Genomic DNA, 21,496 nt, shown 5'->3' on the forward strand with positions numbered 1-21,496 from the left:
CGTCCTCAGAGCGCGAGTGTGAGGCGTGACCCCTTGCAGCGGGACACGCAGATCATCATGACCTCGTTCGAGGCACGTTCCTCGTCGTCGAGCACCGAGTCGCGGTGGTCAATCTCGCCGTCGATCACCTCGGTCTCGCAGGTGCCGCAGATGCCCTCCAGGCAGGAGCCGAGCACGCTGACCCCGGCGGCGCGGATCGTCTCGAAGATGGACCTCTCCGGATGTACCGGCAGGGTCCGGCCGGAGTGGGCGAGGACGACCTCGAAGGAATGTCCCGGGTCGCCGGTGACGGCCCGCGGGGTGAAGCGCTCGAGATGCAGGCTTCCGGGCGGCCACGTCGCGCAGCGCTGCTCGACCGCGGCCAGCATGCCCTCCGGCCCGCACGCGTAGACCAGCGTGCCCGGCCGGGGGACGCCGAGGATGGCGTCGAGGTCGAGCCGCCCGTGCGAGTCCTCGGGCACGAGGTGGACCCGATCCCCGGCGAGCTCACGGGTGAAGGCCATCGACGCGCGGGAACGGCCGCCGTAGTACAGCTCCCAGTCGGCGCCCGCCGCCGCGACCTCGCGGATCATCGGGAGCAGCGGGGTGATGCCGATGCCGCCGGCCAGGAACAGGTAGCGCCGGGACGCGACGACCGGGAAGTGGTTGCGCGGCCCCCGGACCCGGACGGTTTCGCCGGCGGCCAGGGAGTGCACCCGGACCGAGCCGCCCCGGCCCTCCGGGACGGCCAGCACGGCGATCCGCCAGCGGGCCCGGTCGCCGGTGCGGCCGCACAGCGAGTACTGCCGGACCAGGCCCTCGCCGAGGATCAGGTCGATGTGCGCGCCCGGCGTCCACTCCGGCAGGTCGCGGCCGTCCTCGCGGGCCAGCGTCAGCGCGACCACCCCGTCGGCCGCCGGCTCGACCGACCGCACCACCAGGTCGGCCTCGAACTCGGTCATCGCGGCGTGATCGACACCGGGAACTTCTTGATCCCGTTGACGAAGTTGGAGCGGACCCGGGCGACCTCCCCGTTCAGCTGGATGTCGCGCAGGCGGGGCAGCAACTCCTCGAACATCAGCCGCACCTCCATCCGGGCCAGGGCGTTGCCCATGCAGAGATGCGGGCTCCCCTTGCCGAACGTCAGGTGGTCGACGTTCTGCCGGCGTACGTCCAATGTGTAGGGATTTTCGAAGACCGACTCGTCGCGGTTGCCCGAGGCGAACCACATGACGACCTTGTCGCCCTGCTTGATTGCCTTGCCGCCGAGCTCGAGGTCCCGGGTCGCCGTCCGCCGGAAGTGGTAGACCGGCGAGGCCCAGCGCAGCAGCTCCTCCAGGCTTCCCGCGATCAGCGACGGGTCCTCCTGGAGCAGGCGCAGCTGCTCGGGCTGCTCGATGAGCGCAAGCATCGACTGGCTGATCGCGTGCCGGGTCGTCTCGTTGCCGGCGATCACCAGCAGCAGGAAGTAGTTGTCGAAGTCCTTGTCGGTCATCGGCACGCCGTCCGACGGCAGCTTGTTGGCGAGCTGGCTGATCAGGTCGGTGCCGTCGCCGCCGCGCCGCCGGTCGCGCAGGGCCCGGCCGTAGTCGAAGACATCCTGCGTGGTGGGGGACCGGAACGGCAGGTGCTTGTACTTCTCGCTCTCGGGCGAGTCGAGTGGGTGCTCGATGAACTCGGGGTCGGTGTTGCCGACCATCTCGTTGCCCCAGGCGATCAGCTGCCCGGTGTCCTCGAGGGGTACGTCGAGCAGCCGCGCGAGGACCTGGATCGGGAAGTCGGCGCTGATCTTCTCGACGAAGTCGAACTCGGTGGCCGACAGCGCCTCGTCGACGGTGCGCTTGGTGAGCCGGCGCAGGAAGCCCTCGTAGTTCTTCATGAGGTTGCGCGGGCTGAACTCGCGGGCGATGAGCTGGCGCAGGACGAGGTGGCGCTGCCCGTCGGTCTCGATGAGGGACCGGCGGATGTCCATGAGGTCGTCGTCGACCTCCTCGAGATTGACGAACTGCTCGGAGGTGAAGCTCTTGGTGTCCCGATCCACTGCCCAGATGTCCTGATATTTCGTGACAGACCAGAACCCGCGGTTGGGCGCCGGCTCCGGGTTCCAGTGCACCGGGTCCTCGCGCCGCAGCGTGTCGAACTGCTCCCAGCCCTCGTTCCGCTGGAAGCGGTCGTAATCGGCGAGGTCGACCTCGTCGAGTTTCATCGCCGAACCTCCTGCGTCGAATATCGTTCGGACCCAAACGATATGTGCGAACGCGGGTCATCCGCAAGAGGGGGTTCTGCGCTTATCGTTCGCGATCAAACGTTCGCATGCGAACGATGCGTCCACCTCGACAAAGGACGGCGTCATAAGCCAAGCCGAGCGGTCGAGCAACGTCGAGCCCGAGGTGCACAAGCTGCGCCGGGGCAGCCTGGGCGTGCTCGCCATATCCTTCTTCGTCATCTCCGCGGCCGCGCCGCTTACTGCCATGGCCGGGGGCGCGCCCGTCGCCATGCTTCCTCGGCAACGGCTCGGGCATCCCGGCCGCCTACGTCGTGGTCAGCGTGCTGCTGCTGGTCTTCTCCGTCGGCGCACGCTCGTCGCCCCGCTGGTCGGCGGCATCGCCACCACAGCCCTGGCGGTCTATGCCGCATCCCAGTTCGGCCTGCTGATCAGCAGGCCCGGCAGCGCCCTGAGCTGGCTGCTGCCCGCCCTGATCGTCGTGGCCGCGGTGGCCGGCCTGGCCTCCGCCTTTGTGCTCAAGGCCAAGAATCCGCGGGCGTACGAGGTGATGGGCCGTCACCGCGGAGACGCCTGACCGCGCGTACGAGGTGATGGGGCGCCACTGAGGCGACGCCTGACCGCGCGGTGAGGCGTTGGCGCGGCCCGTCGGGTAGGCGATATGCGACCGATGCCGGAAGCGCACGCCGCCGGGTCGATCTCCCCCGCCGAGCGCCAGGAGGACATTGATGAGTACGAGTTCACTACAAACATCACGCCCTCATCGTTCGCGTCCCACTGCTGAACAGTGATGAGGAACTGTTCGACACGAACATTTGCGCCCCAAGATTGCCCCGAAGAGCCGACGGCACGCCGACCGAAACCGGCCGACCTCCGCGCGGCCAGGCACGACCCGGGCCGTGGCACGCCCGGCCCGGCTCTGCGCACCATGACGCACCGCTCTGCGCACCGTGACGCACCGCTCTGCGCACCATGACGCACCGGTCCGAGTTGCCGGGCTGGTGCGGGGATGGTGGTTGAGGGCTCGCCAAGGTGGACTGAGCAGCGCATACTGGGCGCATGGCGATCCTGATCTTCACCCTGCTGGTCATCGGTGTCGGACTTGTCGCGGGCACCGCCTCTCGCCGCCGGCGTGGGTTGCCCACCCCGCCGCAGAACCCGGACGCCGGCCCGACCATCCACCACCACCTCGGCCAGTGACCGCGGCGCCCGCCGCGCGGCTGCGATGCGCGTGGACGTGACTGCCTTTACGCCACGCCGGTGAAGGCAATCCACGCTTAGCCCAGCCACCACGAGCTGATGTGGCTTTACAGCTTTCGAGGGCAAGGTCCGCGTCGGATGGTTTGCGGTCGTGACCGTGCTACGAACACCTGCGCATCATTGATTGCCTGCTGTCGCGCAACGTTGAGCCGCAGGCGTCCGATACGAACACGAAGTCACCGAACTTGCCCGTAGCCTGACCATCCGCCGGGCCGGGCGGACCGCACCGGGCGCGACCGGGCAGCGGCCAGGGCCATGGCACGCCCAGCCCGGCCACCGGCCGTGCGTAACCCGCGCCGAACGGCGGTTCGGCGGCCGGGTCCGGTGTGGAACATCTCGGCCCGAGACCTCGGGTCCGAACGGCGTCTTGGTGCGCAGAGCAGTGCGTCTTGGTGCGCAGAGCGGTGCGTCTTGGTGCGCAGAGCTGACCGCCGCCGCGCGTCGGCTCCTGCCGGGTGCGGAGAACGCTTCGGCCGGGCGGCTATAGGGCCGGGAGGAGCGTCGCGTCGTGGCCGTAGATGGCGGTGATGGCGTTCATGGAGAGGTTGGTGGCGCCGTCGGCCATGGCGGCGTCTCGGGCCTGCTGGCCGGGCCCGTCGGGGAGATGGAAGCGGGTCTTGTTCTCGAGCGAGAGCGACTGGATGTGGCCGGCGCGCGGGCGGCGGATGCGCTCGTAGCGCTGGAGCGCCTCGGCCGGGTCGCCGGGGTTCTCGGCCAGGCAGGCGGCCAGGGCGGCACCGTCCTCGATGGACTGGGCGGCACCCTGGGCCATGAACGGGAGCATCGGGTGGCAGGCGTCGCCCAGCAGCGTCACCCGGCCCTGCGACCAGCGCGGCAGCGGCGGACGGTCGAAGAGCGCCCACACGTACGTCTCCTCGACCGTGCCGAGGATCGCGGAGACCTGGGGGTGCCAGCCGTCGTAGGCCGCCAGCGCGTCGGCGACGTCGCCGCGGTCGGTCCACGACTCGCGGGTCCACGTGTCCTGCTCGACGACGGCCACGAAGTTGAGGAAGCGGCCGCCGCCCACGAAATAATGCACGAAATGCCGGCCCGGCCCGAGCCAGACCTGGGTGGTGACCTCGAGGGACAGGTGGCTCAGCCGGTCGGACGGGATCAGGCCGCGGTACGCCACGCAGCCGGTGAACCGGGGACGCTCGGCCCCGAACAGCTCGCCCTGCACGAACGAGTGGATCCCGTCCGCCCCGACGAGGACGTCGACGTCCGCGCTGCTCCCGTCGGCGAACTCCGCGCGTACGACATCGTGGTTCTGATCTAAGCCGGTCAGCCGGCGTCCCAGATGAAGCCGTTCCGGGGGGATCGCCGCGGCCAGCGCGGCGAGCAGGTCCGCCCGGCGCATCTGGTAGTACGGGAACCCGAACGCCGCCTCGAGCCGGTCGCCCTGCGGGGTGTCGAGCAGCGTGCGGCCGTCCTCCCAGCGGCGTTGCAGCAGGGCCCGGGGCCGCACTCCGGTCTCCGCCAGCTCCTTCTCCAGCCCCAGCCCGTGCAGGATCCGGGTCGCGTTGGGGCTGACCTGCAGGCCCGCGCCGATCTCGCCGAGCGCGCTCGCCCGCTCGTACACCTGAACGTCGAAACCCGCCGCGAGCAGGGACAGCGCAGCGCTGAGCCCACCGATGCCCCCGCCCACGACGCCGATAGAGAGATCTCTATGGGTCGCCATGCCGGCCAGCGTACTGGCGACGGGCACGCCAGGGGGTCACACGGGCGCGAAGCCGACAGCCGTACGCGGAGCATGGGTGCATGGAGTTCCTGGTCACCATGACGACGACCGTGCCGGCGGGGACGACGCCGGCCGAGGTGGACGAGATGCGCGCCCGCGAGGCGGCGAACACGTCGCGGCTGGCCGCGGAGGGAAGGGTGCTTCGGCTGTGGCGACCCCCGCTGGCGCCGGGGGAGTGGCGGTCGATCGGGCTGTTCGACGCCGCCGGCCCCGACGAGTTGGAGGCGACGCTCGCGACGATGCCGTTGCGGGTATGGCGGAAGGACGAGGTCACGCCGCTGGGCCGGTTCGGCAACGACCCCGGGCGCGACCGGGTGGCCGTCGACCCGGACCGCCGGGAATACCTGATCTGGTTCGCGGTGGCCCCGCCGGCCGGCACCCGGCCGACGGACGCCGAGGAGGTGTACTCGCGGGAGGCCGCGGCCGCTCGGAAGCTGGCGGACGAGGGCACGCTGCTGCGGCTGTGGTCGGCGCCCGGGCGCAACGCCGGGCTCTGGCAGGCGTCCGGGGACGACGAGATGCGCGACATCGTGGCGTCGTTGCCGGCGACGGCCTGGCTGATCACCGAGACAGTGCCGCTGACCCGGCACCCGAGCGATCCGATCCGCCTATCGTGAGGCAGTGAGCGTCCTGCCGCCGGTCGCCGAGGCGCTGGCGCGATGCGTGGGCACGGGGGTGCTGATCGCCGCCGGCGATGTCGTGGTCGCGGTGAACGACGAGTTCCTCGGGCTCTTCGACGCGCCCGCGGAGTCGGCCGCCGGTCTCGGGCTGGCGGAATTGGCCGCTCGGGAGCCGTTCCGAGGGGCGGCCGAGCTGTGGGCGGCCCGCGATCAGCCCGGGCGGCGGCGTCGCTGCCGGCTGCCCGGCGACCGGGTCGTCGAGGTCCGGTGGCATCCGCTGCCCTCCGACGACGGTCCCCTGGTCGCGGCGGTGGTCACCGACCTCACCGCGGAGAACCGGGTCCGGGCCAGCCTGCGCTCGCACAACCGGGCCCTCGCCGAGCTGGTCGCGACCAAGACCGAGCTGGTCTCGGCGATGCTGCACGAGCTGCGCACGCCGCTCGCCGCCGGGCTGGCCATGGCCGACCTGCTGCCGGAGGAGACCGGCGACCCGGCGCTCGACGAGGCGCTCGCGCTGATCGTGCGCAACGTGCGGCGGATCCACGCGGTCACGGCCGAGATCGCCACGATCAGCGGGATCGAGAACGGGTCGGTGCCGCTCGAGCAGAAGGAGTTCGACCTGGCCGAGCTGCTCTCGTCGTGCGGCTTCGCGGTCGCGGCCGGGCCGTCGGGCGTCGTGGGGGACCGGGAGCGCCTGGCCGAGGTGTTCCGGCGGCTGGTCGCGGCGGTGCGGGCGCTCGGCGGCGACGACACGATGATCGCCGAGCCGCGCGGTGAGCGGTGGCGGATCGCGTTGCGGCTCCCGTCGCGACAGGCCAGCGACCGGCTGTTCACCTTCTCCGAGTCGGGCGGGAACGCGACGGCGCTGATGCTGGCCCGGGCGGTGATCGGCCGGCACGGCGGCACGGTCGGCGTCCAGAGCGCGGACGGCACGCCGTACCTGGTGGTCAGCCTGCCCCGGTCAGCGCGTCGACCCGGGTGAGCAGGTCCTGGGCGGTGAACGGCTTCACCAGGTAGTCGTCGGCGCCGGCGTCGAAGCCGGACGCCACGTCGAGCCACTGGCCCCGGCCGGTGAGCAGGATGATCGGGATGTCGGCGGTCTCGGCGTCGTCACGCAGCGCACGGCACACCTCGAGGCCGGTCATGTCCGGCATCGTGACGTCGAGGACGGCGCAGTCGGGCGGCCGCTCGTGCGCGGCCCGCAGCCCCTCGCGGCCGGTGCTGCTGGTGGAGACCTCGAGACCGCCCGAGCTGAGCACGGTCTTCACGATCTCCAGCATCGTCGGATCGTCGTCGACCACCAGGACAGAAGTCACCGCATCCCCCTCCGCCGTTACTTACAGTAGCTGGTGTGGGGGATCAGGGTGAGCGGTTCGCCTGGTGGACCGTCGGGCGGATGCTGACGTTCGGGTTCCTGCTCGCCCTGCTGGCCCTGGCCGTGGTGGGCGCGAGCGCGTACGTGCGGATCGGGGCGCTCATGCGCAGCCAGGCGCCGCTGCAGCATTCGCACCTGCTGCTGGGCGAGATCGGGCGGCTCGGCGACGCGGTGAACGGGCTGGACCGGGTGGCCCGCGGCTATCACGACGTGCCGACCCCGATGGGGGCCGAGGCGCTGCGGACCGCCTCGGGCGTGGTGGCCGACCGGCTCGGGCAGGTACGCACCGACAGCGCCCGGGACTCGGTGCACCAGCAGATCCTCGACCAGTTGCAGCCGCTGATCGACAGCCGGCTCGCGGCCTTCCGGGCGGCCGCCGACCAGGGCAGATCCGCCCAGGTCGACGCGGATCTGGCCGATGTGCAGGCGCTGGTCAGCCAGATGCACCTGCACGAGGAGTCGCAGCTCGCCGAGCAGCTGCGGGTCAGCGACACCAGTGCCCGGCGTACGCGCAGATTGATCTTGTGGGTCTCGCTGAGCACCGCGGCGCTGGTGGCGCTGTGCGGACGGTGGATCACGCGGCGGATCACGGCGCCGGTCCGGCGGGTCACGGCGGCGGCGCAGCGGGTCGCCGCCGGTGACCTGAGCCGGCGGGCCGAGGTGAGCGGGCCGCAGGAGCTGGCCCAGATGGGCCGCGCGGTGAACGCGTCGATGACCGCGATGGTCGCCGCCCGGGACGAGGCGGTGGCGGCCGCGGCCGCGAAGTCGGCCTTCCTGGCCACGATGAGCCACGAGATCCGTACGCCGATGAACGCGGTGATCGGGATGACCGGGTTGCTGCTGCACACCGACCTCGACACGCGCCAGCGGGAACTGGTCGACACGGTGCACGCCAGCGGCGAGTCCCTGCTCGTGATCATCAACGACATCCTGGACTTCTCCAAGATCGAGGCGGGGGAGCTGACGCTGGAGTCGCGGCCGTTCGCGCTCGGCCCGTGCGTGCAGCAGGCGATCAACCTGGTGGCCCTCACCGCGGACGCCAAGGGGCTGTACCTGTCCGGTCACCTCGCCGACGACTGCCCGCCGACGGTGCTCGGCGACGAGAGCCGGATCCGGCAGATCCTGGTCAACCTGATCGGCAACGCGGTCAAGTTCACCGAGCACGGCGCGGTCACCGTGACGGCGTCGTCCCCGGGCGCCGGCGAGATCCGCCTCGCCGTGCGGGACACCGGGATCGGGATCCCGCACGACCGGCTCGACCGGCTGTTCCTGCCGTTCAGCCAGGTGGACGCGTCGGTGGCGCGCAGTTACGGCGGCAGCGGGCTGGGGCTGGTGATCAGCCAGCGGCTGGCCGAGGCGATGGGCGGCGGGATCGCCGTGGACAGCACGCCGGGGCAGGGGTCGACGTTCACGGTCACGGTCCGCCTGGCCTCCACAAACGCTCCCGTGGTGGCTCCGGCTGTGACAGGAGCGCCCGTCGGGAGGTCGCTGCACGTCCTGGTGGCCGAGGACAACCCGGTCAACCAGCGGGTGGCGCAGCTGCTCCTCGAGCGCCGCGGCCATCGCGTCGAGCTGGTGACCGACGGCGCCGAGGCGGTGGCGGCGGTCCACCGTACGAAATTCGATCTTGTCTTGATGGATGTGCAGATGCCGGTGCTGGACGGCCTGGCCGCGACCGAGAAGATCCGGGCCCATCCGCCGGCGCACGGCTCGCCGCGGATCGTGGCGCTGACCGCGAACGCGCTGGTCGACGACCGGACCGCGTCGAGGCGCGCGGGGATGGACGGGTTCCTGGCCAAGCCGATCCGCGAGGCCGAGCTCGACGCGGTCCTGGCCGGGGCGGCGGCCCGGGTCGATGTGAACGAGTCGCTCTCCTACGCCACCGAGGCCGAGAGCATCCGGGCCTGGGTCGACGACATGGCCGCGGCCACCGGCGGCGACAACCACAAGCTCGCCGAGATCCTGCACAACTACGCCGACCGGCTGCCGTACGTGCTGCGCAGGATGGAGCGGGCCGCCGCCGACGGCGACGCCCGGAACCTGGCCCGGCTCGCGCACGGCCTGAAGGGCTCGTCGGCGACTCTCGGCGCCAGCCGCTTCGCCGCGCTCTGCGCCGACGTCGAGGACCGGGCCCACCTCGGGCCGCTCGAGACGCTGCCGAACGACCTCTATGAGCAGGCGCACGAGGTCGGCGGCGTTATGCAGGTGATCTCGGCCGAGCTGGAGGGCGCCGCCCGGGCCTGACGACCCGGGCGGCACGGGAGATCAGGCCAGGCCGTTGTCGGCGAGGAACGCCTTGGCGACCACCGCCGTGTCCTGCTTGTCGAGCTGCACCTTGGCCAGGTACGTGGTGAGGTTGTCGGTGGTGAGCTTGGCCGAGACCGCGTTGAGCGCGCCGCTCACCGTGGGGTTGTTCGCCTCGCTGCGGATCAGCGGGAGGACGTTCTCGGCGAGGTACAGGTTCTTCGGGTCGTCCAGGACGACCAGGTTGTTCTTCTTGATCGCCGAGTCGGTGGAGAAGATGTTGCCGACGTCGATCTGGCCCTTGAGCAGCGCGCTGAGCGTCAGCGGGCCACCGGCGTCGAGCGGCTTGAAGGTCTTGAACTTCACCCCGTACAGCTGGTCGAGGCCCTTGAGTCCCTGGTAGCGCTCCTGCCACTCGGGGCCGGCGCCGATCGACAGCTTGCCGGCGACCGGCTTGAGGTCGTCGATGGTCTTGAGGGTGTACTTGGTGGCCGTCTCCTGGGTGACGGTCAGCGTGTCCTTGTCCTCGGCCGCCGACTGGTCGAGCACCTCGGTGCCGGACGGCAGCACCTTCTTGAGCGCGGCGAGCACGTCGTCGGGGCTGCTGACGCCCTGCGGCGCGCCGCCGGTGGCCAGCGCGGACAGCAGCGCGCCGTTGTACTCGGGCAGCAGGTCGATCGAGCCGTCCTGCAGCGCCTTGAGGTACAGCTCGCGGGCGCCGATGTTGAACTGCCGCTTGACCTGCACCCCCTTGGCCTCCAGGGCCTGGGAGTAGATCTCGGCGAGCAGCTCGCTCTCGGCGAAGTTGGCCGAGCCGACCGTGATCGTCGACGGCGCGTTGCTGGCGCCGCCCTTGTCGGTGTCGTTGCTGAGCGGGTCGTTGTTGGCGCCGCAGGCGGCGAGGGCGAAGGTTGCCGCCGCGGCGACGAAAATACGGGCACGCATCATTTCGAGGACCTTTCTGTCAGTCCTGGGGAGACGACCCAGCGCTGGGCTAGGGCGAACACCAGGTCGAGCACGACCGCCAGCACCGCGACGACGATGGCGCCGGCCAGCACACGGGAGTAGTCGTTGACGGCCAGGCCGTCGATCAGCAGGCGGCCCAGGCCGTTCAGGCCGACCGCCGCGGCGACCGTCGCGGTCGCCACCACCTGCAGGGTGGCGCTGCGGAAACCGCTCATCAGCACGGGCAGGGCCATCGGCAGCTCCACCTTGGTGAGCACCTGCCAGGGGCGCATGCCGACACCCTTGGCCGCATCGACCACGCGGTGGTCGAGGGTGCGGATCCCGGCGTACGCGGAGGTCAGCACCGGCGGGATGACCAGCACGGTCAGCGCGATCAGCACCGGGGCGAGCCCGAGGCCGAGCAGCGTCACCATGAGCATGAGCAGGCCCAGCGTGGGCAGCGACCGGCCGGCGTTGCCCGCGTTGATGGCCAGGAACGAGCCGCGGCCGGTGTGCCCGATCCAGAGGCCGACCGGCAGCGCGATGGCCGTGCCGATCAGCAGCGCCAGCAGCACGTACCAGAGGTGGGAGAGGATCAGCCGGGGGATGCTGCCGTCGGCGAGGTCCCAGTGCGCCGGGTCGAGCAGGTAGGAGAGGTTCACGAGGCGGCCCCCTGGAACCGGGTCCACGGCGTGACCAGCCGGCCGAGCAGCACGATGACCAGGTCGGCGGCGGCCGCGAGCAGCACCGACAGGATGATGCCGACCAGGATCGGCTCCACGTAGAACAGCTGGAAGCCGCGGGTGAACAGCTGGCCGAGACCGCCGACGCCGATCAGGGCGCCGACGCTGACCAGGCTGATGTTCGCGACGGTGGCCACCCGCAGGCCGGCCAGGATCACCGGCAGCGCGACCGGGAGCTCCACGTCGGTCAGCCGGCGCAACCGGCGGTAACCCATCGCGGTCGCCGACTGGACAACCAGAGGATCAACAGATTTAAGACCATCGGCGACCGTACGCGCGAGGAGCGCGACCGTGTAGATGGTGAGCGCGACCACGATGTTCAGCGGCGACAGGATCTTGGTGCCGAGGAGGACCGGCAGGAAGACGAACAGCGCCAGCGACGGGATCGAGTAGAGCATGCCGCACGTGTTGACCAGCGGGTGGTACAGCCAGGGGAAGCGGACGCCGAGGTAGCCGATCGGCAGGGCCAGGACGAATCCGATGAGTACGGGGATGAGCGCGAGCGCGATGTGCTGCCGGAGGGCGGCCAGCACGGCGTCCCCGTTGTTCGACAGATAGGTGATCACTTCGTCTCCCGGCGCCGGACCAGGTGATCGGCGATGTCGTGGTGGGACACGACGCCCTCGGCCTTGCCGTCCGGGCCGACCCGCACCGCCATCCCGGCCGGCGAGGTGATGGTCAGGTCGGTGACCAGCCGCAGCGAGTCCGCACTGGTGAACGTGCCCGCGGCTCCGCCGCCGGTGCGCCATCCGGCCGGCCGCCCGGCGTCGTCGAGAAGAAGATCGGGGGCCTCGCTCACCGGGCGCACCGGCAGGCCGGCCGCGGTGTCGAAGGAGAGGCTGCGCAGCCCGCGGTCGCGGCCCACGAACTCGGCCACGAACTCGTCGGCCGGCTGCTCGAGCAGCTCGCGCGGGGTGCCGACCTGGGCCAGCACGCCGCCCTGCCGGAAGATCGCGACCACGTCGCCGAGCTTGATCGCCTCGTCGATGTCGTGGGTGACCATGGCGATGGTCTTGCCGAGGTCCTGCTGCAGGCGCAGGAACTCGCGGTGCAGGCCCTCGCGCACGATCGGGTCGACGGCGCTGAACGGCTCGTCCATCACCATGATCGGCGGGTCGGCCGCGAGCGCCCGGGCCACGCCGACGCGCTGCTGCTGGCCGCCGGAGAGCTGGGCCGGGTACCGCTTCGCGAAGTCGGCGGACAGGCCGACGCGCTCCAGCAGTCCCAGCGCGTCGGTGCGGGCCTGCCGCCGGGTCCGGCCCAGCAGCATCGGCACGGTGGCGACGTTGTCGAGCACGGTGCGGTGCGGGAAGAGCCCGGCGTGCTGGATGACGTACCCGATGCGGCGGCGCAGCAGGGCCTCGTCCTCGCCGGCGACGTCCTGCCCGTCGATGAGCACCCGCCCCGAGGTCGGGCTGATCATCCGGTTGATCATGCGGAGCGACGTGGTCTTGCCGCAGCCGGACGGTCCCACCAGCACCGTGGTCCGGCCGGTGGGAAGCTCGAGCGAGAGGTGGTCCACGGCGGTGCCGCCGCCCGGGTACACCTTCACGACATCGTCGAATGTGATCATGCCGCTCCCGGTTGTGAATGAGGCTATTCATACTTCATGGGTAGTGAATAAGATGTCAACAGCCGGGCCGAGCCTTTACGTTCCTGAAACTGAGTGGTGTCGATATGCGCGCAAACGTCCGGCTTGACGGGCACTCGCTCACGATCGACGGCCTGATCGCCGTCGCCTCCGGCCGGGCCGGCGTCACGGCCGACCCGGCGGCGCTGGCGCTGGTCGAGGAGCGGCACGCGGTGCTGCTCGCGGCCCGGGCGCGGGGCGGGGTCTACGGGGCCAACACCGGGGTGGGCGCGAACCGGAACGAGCAGACCTCGGACGACGGCGGGCACGGGCTGCGGCTGTTGCGCAGCCATTGCGCCGGCGTCGGCCCGGTCGAGGACGACCTGACCGCGCGGGCGGCGATGACGACCCGGCTCAACCAGATCCTGGCCGGCGGGTCGGGGATCTCCCGGCCGGTCGCCGACGCCCTGCTGGCGGCCCTGGCCGACGGCGCGGTGCCGACCCTGCACTCGTGGGGCGCGATCGGGACGGCGGACCTGGCCGCGCTGGCCGAATTGGGCCTGACGCTGGCCGGGGAGCGTCCCTGGCGGTCCGGTCACGCGCCGGTGGCCGTGATCGGCGCCACCGACGCGCTGCCGATGATCTCGTCGAGCGCGCTGACCGTGGCGACGGCGGCGCTCGCCCTCGACCGGATGCGCAGCCAGCTGCGGGCGTCCGTCGTGGTCGGCGCGCTGACCTTTCTCGCGCTGCGGGGCAATCCATCGGCGTACGACGAGGTGGTGCACGCGGCCCGGGCGCATCCCGGCCAGGCGGACGTGGCGGCCTCGCTGCGGGCGCTCGTGGACGGTTGCGGGACGCCGGCGCGCATCCAGGACCCGTTCGGGCTGCGGGTACTGCCGCAGGTGACCGCGCCCGCCCTGGACGCCGCCCGGTCGCTGCACGAGGTGGTCATCGGCGAGCTGAACGCGGCGGTGGAGAATCCCCTGGTCACCGACGACGGCGTACGCCATCACGGCCAGTTCCACACCGCGACGCTGGCCTCCCATCTGGACGCCGTCCGCGGCTCGTTCCTCCCGGTGCTGTCGCTGTCGGCGGCCCGGCTCGGCCTGCTGATGCGCCCCGATCTGACCGGTCTGCGCGCGTTCCTGGCCGACGGGCCGGCCGGCAGCTCCGGCCTGATGATCAGCGAGTACGTGGTGCAGGACCTGCTCACCGAGATCCGCGTCGGCATGCAGCCCACGGCGGCGGGAACGTTGACCATCTCGCTCGGCCTCGAGGAGCACGCGAGCTTCGCCACCCAGGGCGCCCGCTCGCTGCGGGCGATGACGCGGCTGGCGCCGACGCTGCTCGCCGCTGAGCTGGTCGCGGCCGTCCGCGCCCTCCGCCTGGCCCCCGGCCGCTTGATCGACGGCACGGCCCGCGAAGCGTTCGACCTGGCCGCCAAGGTCATCGACCCCTCGATGGGCGACCGGCCCCTCGGCGACGACCTCGCCCGGGCCGCCGCACTGCTCCCGGCGCTAGGGGACCTCTAGCGGCCGTAGTTCGTCGGCGTAGCTGACCGCGCGGCGGCGCAGGACACCGGCCGTGGTGATCGAGTACTGCCCCATGCGCCAGAGCGGCGGCGAGTAGGCGTGGATCGAAACCGAGCCGTCGACGGCGCCGGCCATGCGGTGGATGTGGTCGGGCCCGAACGCGAAGACCCGGCCCGGCCCGACCACCCGGGTCACCGGCTCCCCGCCCATCCGCGGCGTGGCCTCGGAGACCGCGCCGCGGGTCACCGCCACCGCGCCCGAGGAGATGTCGTGGTCGTGCCAGCCGGTGTCGTCCACGACGTTCCAGCAGAGGACCCAGACGTCGACGTCGCCGTCCCGGTAGAGCTGGGCGTAGTGCCGCTTGCCGGTGTCGTGCCGCACCAGCGGCTCCCAGACGTCGCGGCGGGCGGCGACCTCGCCCACCCAGGCCCGCAGTTCTTGCGGGGTCATGACCCGGCCGGGCAGCGCGGGCAGGGCGTCGACCATCGTCATCGCGGCTCTCCGATCAGGACACGTGGGTTGGCGGTGAACATGGCGTGGGTGAAGGCCGCGCCGAGGCCGGGGTCGACGGGTTCCGCGTACGGCCGGTCGGAGCCGTGCACGATCGGGTCGACGCCGACGACCCGGACCATCGCGTCGACGGCCCGCGTGCCGTAGGAGGAGGTCTCGTAGAAGACCCGTGGGTCGACCGGGCCGAGCGCGCCGCCGCGGGCCGCGAGGCGCTCGTGGTGCAGCGGCGCGAGTCCGGCCAGCGCCACGAAGGCGATCCGCAGCCGCGGGTGCCGTCGCCGGCCCTCGACATGCCAGGCCAGCCAGGAGTGGTGCAATTGCGTGACGTACGGGCCGATGGCCGGCCACCAGGACGGAAGGCCGGGGTCGCCGGCGGGCGCGGGGCCGGGATGCACGAGCACGGGCTTGCCGGCCCGCTCGGCCTCGTCGAGCAGCGGTCCCATGCGGGCGACGGCCGCCGGGTCGGCCAGCGCGGTCGCGGGCAGCTGCAGGCCGGCGACGCGCTCGGCCCGCAGCACCTTGGCCAGGCCGTCGGGGTCGAGGTCGGTGACCGACGCCGCGGCCCAGATGCCGAACGGGTCGCCCAGCTCGAGCGCGCTCTCGTGCCAGACGTCGATCAGCTCGGCTCCCTCGGGCCCGGCGAGGTGCTCGATGCCGAGCGGGCTGGACAGCGAGAGCAGCACCCGCTCGCGGCCCTCGGTGAGCTCACGCCGGCGACGTTTTTCGAGGTCGTGTGCGGCCGGGGCGACCTCGTAGGGCGGCTCGCCGGCGAGGTGCAGGGTCCAGCCGCGAAGGTACGGGAAATGCCGGCGGCGGCGGAGCGCGTCGAGCAGGAGCGGCGGCCAGAGGTGCTGGTGGCAGTCGATCGCCATGGCTGCTCCTGACTAGGGAAGCGCTTCACTCGATGCATGGAGTGAAGCGCTTCCGTACCCCGCCGCGCAAGATGTTCCCACCTGTTAGTCTCGGCACGTGGCGGGGCAGCGACGCACGTTGCAGGACCTTGCGGACGCCGTCGGGCTCTCGCTCGCCGCGACGTCGTACGCGTTGCGCGGGGTCCGCGGCTCCCCCGAGACCATTCATCGGGTCCGCGAGAAGGCCGACGAGCTGGGATACACGGTGGACCCGATCGCCCGGGCGCTGGCCAGCGGGCGTACCGGATCGGTCGGGGTGAGCGGCTCCCTGCGCGACCTCTGGCAGCAGGATCTCTCCGTGCTGGTCACCCGGGCGCTGCGGTCCCGCGGGCGGTACGCGACCATCGCCGACGCGGACGCCGACCCCGAGCAGGAACGGCTGATCGTCGAGCAGTTCGTGGCACAGCGCGTCGACGGCGCCCTGGTCTCGCCGGTCGACCCGACCGCCACCTACTGGCGGCTGCTCGGCCCCGAGGTCGCGGTCGTCGCGATCGGCGACGCGCTGACCACCCGGCCCGGCTCCGGCAGCGTGCTTTTCGACAACAAGTACGGCGTCGACGCGGCTCTCGCCCATCTCGCCGGGCTCGGGCACCGCCGGATCGGGCTGCTCGCGCCGGCCCTGCCGTCGACCCCGGGCCGCCCGGCGCAGGTGCTCGCGGCCTCGGTCGCCGAGCGCCTCGGGGTGTCGCTGATCGAGGTCTCCGCCCCGGCCGCCACGGCCGACGCGGTCGAGGTGGCGGCCGCCCTGCTCGCGGGGCCGTCCCGGCCGACCGGGGTGTTCTGCCTGAGCGACTCGCTGGCCTTCGCCGCCTACCGGGCCGCGCGCGATGCCGGCCTGCGGCTGCCCGACGACCTGTCGGTGGTCGGTTACGACGACCACCAGCTCGCCGCCCTGGTCGACCCGGGCCTGACCACGATGGCCTGGGACGAGGACGCGATCGTCGAGGCGGCCGTCTCCCAGCTGGAGGGTCCGGCCGATCCGCCGCCGGTCTTCCGGCCCGAGCTGGTCGTGCGGGGCTCAACCGCCGAGCCACCCGATTAATTCGTCGAGATCATGTCCGTACGGCCGATCGGCCGTGCTCACGGGCAGGATTTCCGCCCACGACCCGGCGGGCACGTCGGCGCCGAGCAGCCGGGCCTGGTGCACGGCCAGCAGCTCGCAGGCCAGCACGTCGCGCAGCCCGGTCACCGCCTCGCCGAGGCACTCGGCGGCCTCGAAGCCGAAGCTCTGCACGTCCTCCTGGCCGAGCGAGGTCTCCATCGGCCCGATCAGGGCCGGTCCGGTGAAGCGGCGCAGCCGGTGTGCGACGCCGACCGCGCGCTTGTGGACGGTCACCATCCCGGCGTGCAGACCGGGGGAGTCGGAGAGCTGCCGGGGCAGGCCGGTGCGGGCGTCGTCGAGGAGCCGGTGCAGGCGGGCCGTGCCCAGCTCGGCCAGGTGCACGAGCGCGGTGGTCAGGGCGGCGGCCGTGGCGGCCAGGTCGGTGCCGGCGAACCCGAACGTGCCGACGAACCGGCCGTCGAGATGGGCGGGGGAGTCGGTCACCGCGGTCAGCGCCCGGTCGGCCGCCGCCTCGAGCCCGGCGGCCGCGCGCAGCGCCACCGCGAGCGCGGGGGCGGTGACCCGGAAGGACACCGGGGCCTGCAGAGCGCCGGTCCGGCCGCTGCTCCGGTAGCGCTCGCGTAGTGCGTCGAGGACGTCGCGCAGTTCGTCGCTGTCGGCCAGGGCCGGATGCAGCGGGTCGGTGCTGGCGCCGATGACGGCGTGCTCGGCGGCCACCCCCTCCAGGACCTGGGCGAGCAGGGTGCGGACGTCGCTCGCGGCGAGGATGGCCAGGCCGGTCAGGCCGGGCACGCCCTCCAGGAAGGCGACGCCCTCCTTCGCCTCGAACGGGCGCGGGGCCAGTCCGGCGGCGGCCAGCGCGAGGGCGGCGTTCTGCCCGGCCGCGGCCTCGCCATTCCCGCCCGGGCTCAGCACCTGCCCGGTTCCGATCAGGACCGCTCCGGCGTGGGCGAGCGGGATGATCTCGCCGGCCGCGCCGCCGCGCCGCGGGATCGCCGGGACGACGTCGGCGTCGAGCAGGGCGACCAGGAACTCGCACAGGCCGGGGGAGACGCCGGCGGCCGGGTGCAGCAGGGTGCGCAGCCGGGCGGCGAGCACAGCGCGGGCCTCGATGCGGCGCAGCCACGGCGCCGAGCCGGCCGCGCGGCCGGCCATCAGCGTGTTCTGCTGGCGGGCGCGGGCCTCGGCGTCCAGGCGTACGCCGGCCATCGCGCCCATGCCGGTGTTCACGCCGTAGACCGGGCGGTCGCCGTCGAGGTCGTCCAGGGTGGCGCGGCGGCTCTCGGCCAGCGCGGCGAGCAGGCCGGGGGCGAGGACGACGCGGGACTCGGCGCGGGCCAGCCGTTCGATCGTCGCCCGGTCCAGGTCCTCGGGGCGGTGGATCTCGTTCATCGGTAGCGCAGCATCGTGCCGGTGTCCGCGGCCTCCGCCCGGGTCAGGATGAGGTGGGCCAGCGCGACGTCGAGGATCGACAGGCCGCGGTGCCAGAAGAGGATGCGCTCGTCCGGGCTCTCCCGGCCCGGCTTGCGCCCGCTGACGATCTCGCCGATCTCCGCGTACAGCGTCTTCTGGCTCAGCCGGCCGGAGTCGACGTGCGGGCGGAGGGCCCCGAACCGGCCGGACCGGGACTCGCGCCAGTCGTCGACGACCACCTTGTCCATGACGTCGAGCAGGTCCAGTTCGACCGCGCTGACGGTTCCGTACGGCACCACGAACGCGCCGCGCTTGACTTTCGACGTACGCAAAAGGGGTGTTGGTTCTTCCAATCGCGAAGCCTCGACCAGGATGTCCGCGTCGTCGAACGCCTCGTCGGCGGTCGCTACCGCCCGGACCGGCGTGGAGGTGACCTCGCGCAGCCGTGCCGCGAACGCCTCGCGCGACTCGGGGCGGCGGCTGGTCACCCGGATCTCCTCGAGCGGGAAGAGGCTGTCGAGCATGGTCACGTTGGCGAAGGCGGTGCCCCGCGCGCCGACGTGGCCGAGGATCCGCGAATCGGGCCGGGCCAGGTATTTTGCGCCGACCGCGGTCATCGCGCCGGTGCGTACCTCGGTGATCAGCGTGGCGTCCATGATCACCAGCGGGACGCCGGTCGTGGGGTCGTAGAGCGTCATCAGCGCCAGCTCGCTCGGCAGGCCGCGCTGGTAGTTGGGCACGAAGTCGCCGACCACCTTGACCCCGCTCACGCCGTGCTCGCCCAGGGTTCCGACGTGGCCGCGGAGGACGTTGAAATGACCGGCTCCGCCGTTGTCGGGCACCAGATGGGTGCGCGGCTCGAAGACCGTGCGGCCCCGGCCGTGCGCGTCGACGACCGCCTCGACGGCCGCGATGACCTCGCCGTGGGTGATGCCGAGCCCGTCGACGTCCGGCCCGGAGAGGAACCGGAGCTGAATCATGCAATGCACCCTATAACCTGAGCGTTTCAAGCTATTCAGTTCGGGGGGCCGCGATGGACACGGGTCACGCCGAGGACTGGCTGCTCTCGCTGGCGCAACGGCATCGGCTGTCGCCGGCCCAGCGCCAGATCGTGCGGCGGATGCTCGGCATGTTCCCCGACGTCGCCTTCCTGTCGACCATCGAGATCGCCGAGCGGACCGGGGTGAGCCAGCCGACCGTGACCCGGCTCGCCACCGCGCTCGGCTTCGCGGGCTTCCCCGAGTTCCGGGCCGCGCTGCGCGACGTCGTGGTCGGGGCCGCGCCTTCGCCGGCGGTGCCCGGCATCCCCGCCGTGGAGCTGGAGATTGCCAACCTGGAGAGCCTGCGACGGGTGCTCGGCGGCGATCCGATGCGGGAGGCCGTGCGGCTGCTGGCCGGCACGGCCCCGCTCGGCGTGATCGGGCTGCGCGCCTCGGCCGCTCTCGCCGACTACTTCGGCTACTTCGCCCGGCGCCTGCTGCCCGGGGTCGTGGTGTGCACCGACGCGGGCACGGTCGACGACACCGTGCTGGAGATCCATCAGCAGGGCGCGAGGGCGCTGCTGGCCTTCGCCATGCCGCGGTACCCGGCGGCGACGGTGGACGCCATCCGGCTCGCGCGGCGGCTGGGCCTGGCCACGGTCGTCGTCACCGACACCGGCCTGGCGCCGTTCGCCCGGGACGCGGACGTGCTGCTGGTCGCGCCGGTCGGCACCGGGCTGGTCTTCGACTCGCACGCGGCCGGGGTGGTGCTCGCCGTCAGCCTGCTCGACGCGATCGCCGGCACCGATCCGGGGCGCACCCAGCGGCGGCTCGAGGCGCACGAGACGCTGGTCGCGCGCTGGGCCTTCGGCGGCTGAGTTTCGGGAAGCGCTTCCTCAGGGTTCGCGCTTGTTTCCGCACATGATGATTATCTAAATAGCTGGCGGTTGAGGAAGCGCTTCCCCGGCGTCGATACTCCATCGCACCCCGTTTCCCTCCCCCGAAGGGATCGCCATGCATCAATCCCCACGGTTCTCGGCGCTGGTGGCTTCCGTTCTTGCCGCCGCGCTGGTGATCATGACCCCGGGCGCCGCCCGGGCCGCCACCGTCACCGTCCAGGCCGAGTCGTACGCCGCGCAGTCCGGCGTGCAGCTCGAGGCCACCGCCGACAGCGGCGGCGGCCAGAACGCCGCCTACCTCGCCGAGGGCGACTGGATGCGGTACGACAACGTCGACCTCGGCGCCGCCGGGACGCTGACGGTCCAGGCCCGGGTCGCCTCCGCGGTCGGCACCGGCCGGATCGAGCTGCGTACCGGGTCGGCGACCGGCCCGTTGCTCACCCAGTTCACCATCGCGGCCACCGGCGGCTGGCAGGTCTGGTCGACGCTCACCACGACCGTCGCGTCGCACCCGACGGGCGCGCAGACCGTCTTCGCGCTGCTGCGTAACTCCACCGGCGGCGACTTCGTCAACATCAACTGGTTCTCGTTCGGCGACGGCGCGCCCGCCGACTCCGGCCCCGGCTGGGTGCCGATCAACCAGGCCGCGTGGAACGCCCAGCTGGCCGAGTTCAACGCGCTCGTGCCCCGGACGGTGCCGGCCAACTCGGTGCGGGTGCCGGAGTTCAACGCCACCTGCGCGTACAGCCACTCCCACCCCGACGACCCGATCGTCTTCCCCGGCATGCCCGGCGCGTCGCACATGCACAGCTTCCTCGGCAACTCGCTGACCGACGCGTACACGACGACGGGCACGCTGCTGGCCAACGCCGGCACCAGCTGCCGCCCGGCGCCGGACCTGTCGGCCTACTGGATCCCCACGCTCTACCAGAACGACCGCGCGATCGAGCCCAAGGACGTCGTCGTCTACTACGGTTCGCGGCTCACGGACTCGTCGGTGACCAAGCCCTTCCCCCAGGGCTTCCGCATGATCGCCGGCGACGCCAAGCTGCAGACCCCGACGCCCGCCGGCTCGGTGAACGCCTTCTACTGCGCCGGCCCCGGCGGCGAGATCGGCCGCAGCACCGACGGCAACTGGCCGATCTGCGCGTCCACCGCCACCCTCATGTTCCACCTGGTCTTCCAGGACTGCTGGGACGGCAAGCATCTGGACAGCCCGACGCACAAGGCTCACGTCTCGTACAGCTACGACGGCACCTGCCGCGGTGACTACCCGGTGGCCATCCCCAACCTGTCATTCCTGATCTCGTATCCGACCGCCGGCACCGCGGCCGGCTTCCGCCTGGCCTCCGGCATGGCATCGTCGATGCACGGCGACGCCTTCTTCGCCTGGGACAACCGCGAACAGTCCCTCCGCGTGAAGAACTGCCTGGTCCAGCGCGCAAAATGCAACACCAACGGCGATTTCTAACTTTTCCCGTACGGGGCCG

At 72.1% G+C, this 21,496-nt stretch carries 21 protein-coding genes; 9 read left to right on the forward strand and 12 right to left on the reverse strand.

Annotated elements, in window-relative coordinates; all coding sequences use genetic code 11:
• Nucleotides 1–5 precede the first annotated feature (5 nt).
• Nucleotides 6–941, reverse strand: a complete 936-nt coding sequence (locus tag A3CQ_RS0109785; RefSeq protein WP_020510751.1) for a PDR/VanB family oxidoreductase — start codon at nucleotides 939–941, stop codon at nucleotides 6–8.
• Entirely contained in the window at nucleotides 938–2,185 is a 1,248-nt protein-coding gene (locus A3CQ_RS0109790) for a cytochrome P450 (protein ID WP_020510752.1), read from the reverse strand. Before A3CQ_RS0109790 ends, A3CQ_RS0109785 begins: the two co-directional genes overlap by 4 nt.
• A 184-nt stretch (nucleotides 2,186–2,369) precedes the next feature.
• On the opposite strand from A3CQ_RS0109790, the gene A3CQ_RS0109795 reads away from it, so the two are divergent.
• Nucleotides 2,370–2,780 carry a hypothetical protein gene (locus tag A3CQ_RS0109795; RefSeq protein ID WP_020510753.1) on the forward strand — a complete coding sequence of 137 codons (411 nt, stop codon included), beginning with the start codon at nucleotides 2,370–2,372 and terminating at the stop codon, nucleotides 2,778–2,780.
• Between the two features lie 482 nt (nucleotides 2,781–3,262).
• The gene (locus A3CQ_RS60630) at nucleotides 3,263–3,403 is read left to right on the forward strand and encodes a hypothetical protein (protein ID WP_020510755.1); all 141 of its coding nucleotides are present in this window, start codon (nucleotides 3,263–3,265) and stop codon (nucleotides 3,401–3,403) included.
• Between the two features lie 541 nt (nucleotides 3,404–3,944).
• Here A3CQ_RS60630 and A3CQ_RS0109810 read toward each other — a convergent pair.
• On the reverse strand, nucleotides 3,945–5,141 hold the full coding sequence (locus A3CQ_RS0109810; RefSeq protein WP_026205504.1) for an FAD-dependent monooxygenase: 1,197 nt from the start codon (nucleotides 5,139–5,141) through the stop codon (nucleotides 3,945–3,947).
• A gap of 80 nt (nucleotides 5,142–5,221) precedes the next feature.
• Here A3CQ_RS0109810 and A3CQ_RS0109815 point away from each other — a divergent pair, with 80 nt between their 5' ends.
• Nucleotides 5,222–5,818, forward strand: a complete 597-nt coding sequence (locus A3CQ_RS0109815; RefSeq protein WP_020510757.1) for a muconolactone Delta-isomerase family protein — start codon at nucleotides 5,222–5,224, stop codon at nucleotides 5,816–5,818.
• Nucleotides 5,819–5,822: 4 nt separating this feature from the next.
• Nucleotides 5,823–6,803 carry a sensor histidine kinase gene (locus A3CQ_RS62640; protein WP_020510758.1) on the forward strand — a complete coding sequence of 327 codons (981 nt, stop codon included), beginning with the start codon at nucleotides 5,823–5,825 and terminating at the stop codon, nucleotides 6,801–6,803.
• On the opposite strand, the gene A3CQ_RS0109825 is transcribed toward A3CQ_RS62640, so the two are convergent.
• Nucleotides 6,769–7,137, reverse strand: coding sequence for a response regulator transcription factor (locus tag A3CQ_RS0109825; RefSeq protein WP_026205506.1), 369 nt, complete (start codon nucleotides 7,135–7,137; stop codon nucleotides 6,769–6,771). The genes A3CQ_RS62640 and A3CQ_RS0109825 overlap by 35 nt on opposite strands.
• A 35-nt stretch (nucleotides 7,138–7,172) precedes the next feature.
• Here A3CQ_RS0109825 and A3CQ_RS0109830 point away from each other — a divergent pair, with 35 nt between their 5' ends.
• Nucleotides 7,173–9,440, forward strand: coding sequence for an ATP-binding protein (locus A3CQ_RS0109830; RefSeq protein ID WP_026205507.1), 2,268 nt, complete (start codon nucleotides 7,173–7,175; stop codon nucleotides 9,438–9,440).
• Between the two features lie 21 nt (nucleotides 9,441–9,461).
• Here the strand turns inward: A3CQ_RS0109830 and A3CQ_RS0109835 are convergent, their stop codons facing one another.
• From A3CQ_RS0109835 to A3CQ_RS0109850, 4 genes are read right to left on the reverse strand one after another with little or no spacing between them, the layout of a single operon-like run.
• Nucleotides 9,462–10,388, reverse strand: a complete 927-nt coding sequence (locus A3CQ_RS0109835; protein WP_157295605.1) for an ABC transporter substrate-binding protein — start codon at nucleotides 10,386–10,388, stop codon at nucleotides 9,462–9,464.
• Nucleotides 10,385–11,047: an ABC transporter permease gene (locus A3CQ_RS0109840; protein WP_020510762.1), complete on the reverse strand. Its 663-nt coding sequence runs from the start codon at nucleotides 11,045–11,047 to the stop codon at nucleotides 10,385–10,387. Before A3CQ_RS0109840 ends, A3CQ_RS0109835 begins: the two co-directional genes overlap by 4 nt.
• Entirely contained in the window at nucleotides 11,044–11,694 is a 651-nt protein-coding gene (locus A3CQ_RS0109845) for an ABC transporter permease (protein WP_020510763.1), read from the reverse strand. The genes A3CQ_RS0109840 and A3CQ_RS0109845 overlap by 4 nt, the downstream gene beginning before the upstream one ends.
• Nucleotides 11,691–12,701, reverse strand: coding sequence for an ABC transporter ATP-binding protein (locus A3CQ_RS0109850; RefSeq protein WP_020510764.1), 1,011 nt, complete (start codon nucleotides 12,699–12,701; stop codon nucleotides 11,691–11,693). Before A3CQ_RS0109850 ends, A3CQ_RS0109845 begins: the two co-directional genes overlap by 4 nt.
• Before the next feature lie 104 nt (nucleotides 12,702–12,805).
• Between A3CQ_RS0109850 and A3CQ_RS0109855 the strand changes: the two genes are divergently transcribed.
• Entirely contained in the window at nucleotides 12,806–14,230 is a 1,425-nt protein-coding gene (locus tag A3CQ_RS0109855; RefSeq protein ID WP_020510765.1) for an aromatic amino acid lyase, read from the forward strand.
• Here the strand turns inward: A3CQ_RS0109855 and A3CQ_RS0109860 are convergent.
• Both A3CQ_RS0109860 and A3CQ_RS0109865 read right to left on the reverse strand, forming a co-directional pair.
• The gene (locus A3CQ_RS0109860) at nucleotides 14,216–14,722 is read right to left on the reverse strand and encodes a cysteine dioxygenase (RefSeq protein WP_020510766.1); all 507 of its coding nucleotides are present in this window, start codon (nucleotides 14,720–14,722) and stop codon (nucleotides 14,216–14,218) included. The two genes, A3CQ_RS0109855 and A3CQ_RS0109860, sit on opposite strands and share 15 nt — an antisense overlap.
• A complete protein-coding gene (locus A3CQ_RS0109865; RefSeq protein WP_020510767.1) occupies nucleotides 14,719–15,612 on the reverse strand; it encodes an amidohydrolase family protein in 894 nt (297 codons plus the stop codon). Before A3CQ_RS0109865 ends, A3CQ_RS0109860 begins: the two co-directional genes overlap by 4 nt.
• A gap of 97 nt (nucleotides 15,613–15,709) precedes the next feature.
• Between A3CQ_RS0109865 and A3CQ_RS0109870 the strand changes: the two genes are divergently transcribed.
• Nucleotides 15,710–16,693 (forward strand): LacI family DNA-binding transcriptional regulator, encoded by a 984-nt coding sequence (locus A3CQ_RS0109870; protein ID WP_020510768.1) that lies wholly within the window; start codon nucleotides 15,710–15,712, stop codon nucleotides 16,691–16,693.
• On the opposite strand, the gene A3CQ_RS0109875 is transcribed toward A3CQ_RS0109870, so the two are convergent.
• Together A3CQ_RS0109875 and A3CQ_RS0109880 are read right to left on the reverse strand one after the other, a co-directional pair.
• Nucleotides 16,670–18,106 (reverse strand): aromatic amino acid lyase, encoded by a 1,437-nt coding sequence (locus tag A3CQ_RS0109875; protein ID WP_020510769.1) that lies wholly within the window; start codon nucleotides 18,104–18,106, stop codon nucleotides 16,670–16,672. The genes A3CQ_RS0109870 and A3CQ_RS0109875 overlap by 24 nt on opposite strands.
• Nucleotides 18,103–19,107, reverse strand: a complete 1,005-nt coding sequence (locus tag A3CQ_RS0109880; protein ID WP_020510770.1) for an ornithine cyclodeaminase family protein — start codon at nucleotides 19,105–19,107, stop codon at nucleotides 18,103–18,105. The genes A3CQ_RS0109875 and A3CQ_RS0109880 overlap by 4 nt, the downstream gene beginning before the upstream one ends.
• Nucleotides 19,108–19,160: 53 nt before the next feature.
• On the opposite strand from A3CQ_RS0109880, the gene A3CQ_RS52200 reads away from it, so the two are divergent.
• Nucleotides 19,161–19,985: a MurR/RpiR family transcriptional regulator gene (locus A3CQ_RS52200; protein WP_020510771.1), complete on the forward strand. Its 825-nt coding sequence runs from the start codon at nucleotides 19,161–19,163 to the stop codon at nucleotides 19,983–19,985.
• A 136-nt stretch (nucleotides 19,986–20,121) separates the two neighbouring features.
• Complete coding sequence (locus tag A3CQ_RS0109890) at nucleotides 20,122–21,477, forward strand: DUF1996 domain-containing protein (protein WP_026205508.1); 1,356 nt, start codon at nucleotides 20,122–20,124, stop codon at nucleotides 21,475–21,477.
• The last annotated feature ends 19 nt before the right edge of the window (nucleotides 21,478–21,496 follow it).

It is taken from the genome of Paractinoplanes globisporus DSM 43857 (assembly GCF_000379645.1).
GTDB lineage: Bacteria > Actinomycetota > Actinomycetes > Mycobacteriales > Micromonosporaceae > Actinoplanes > Actinoplanes globisporus.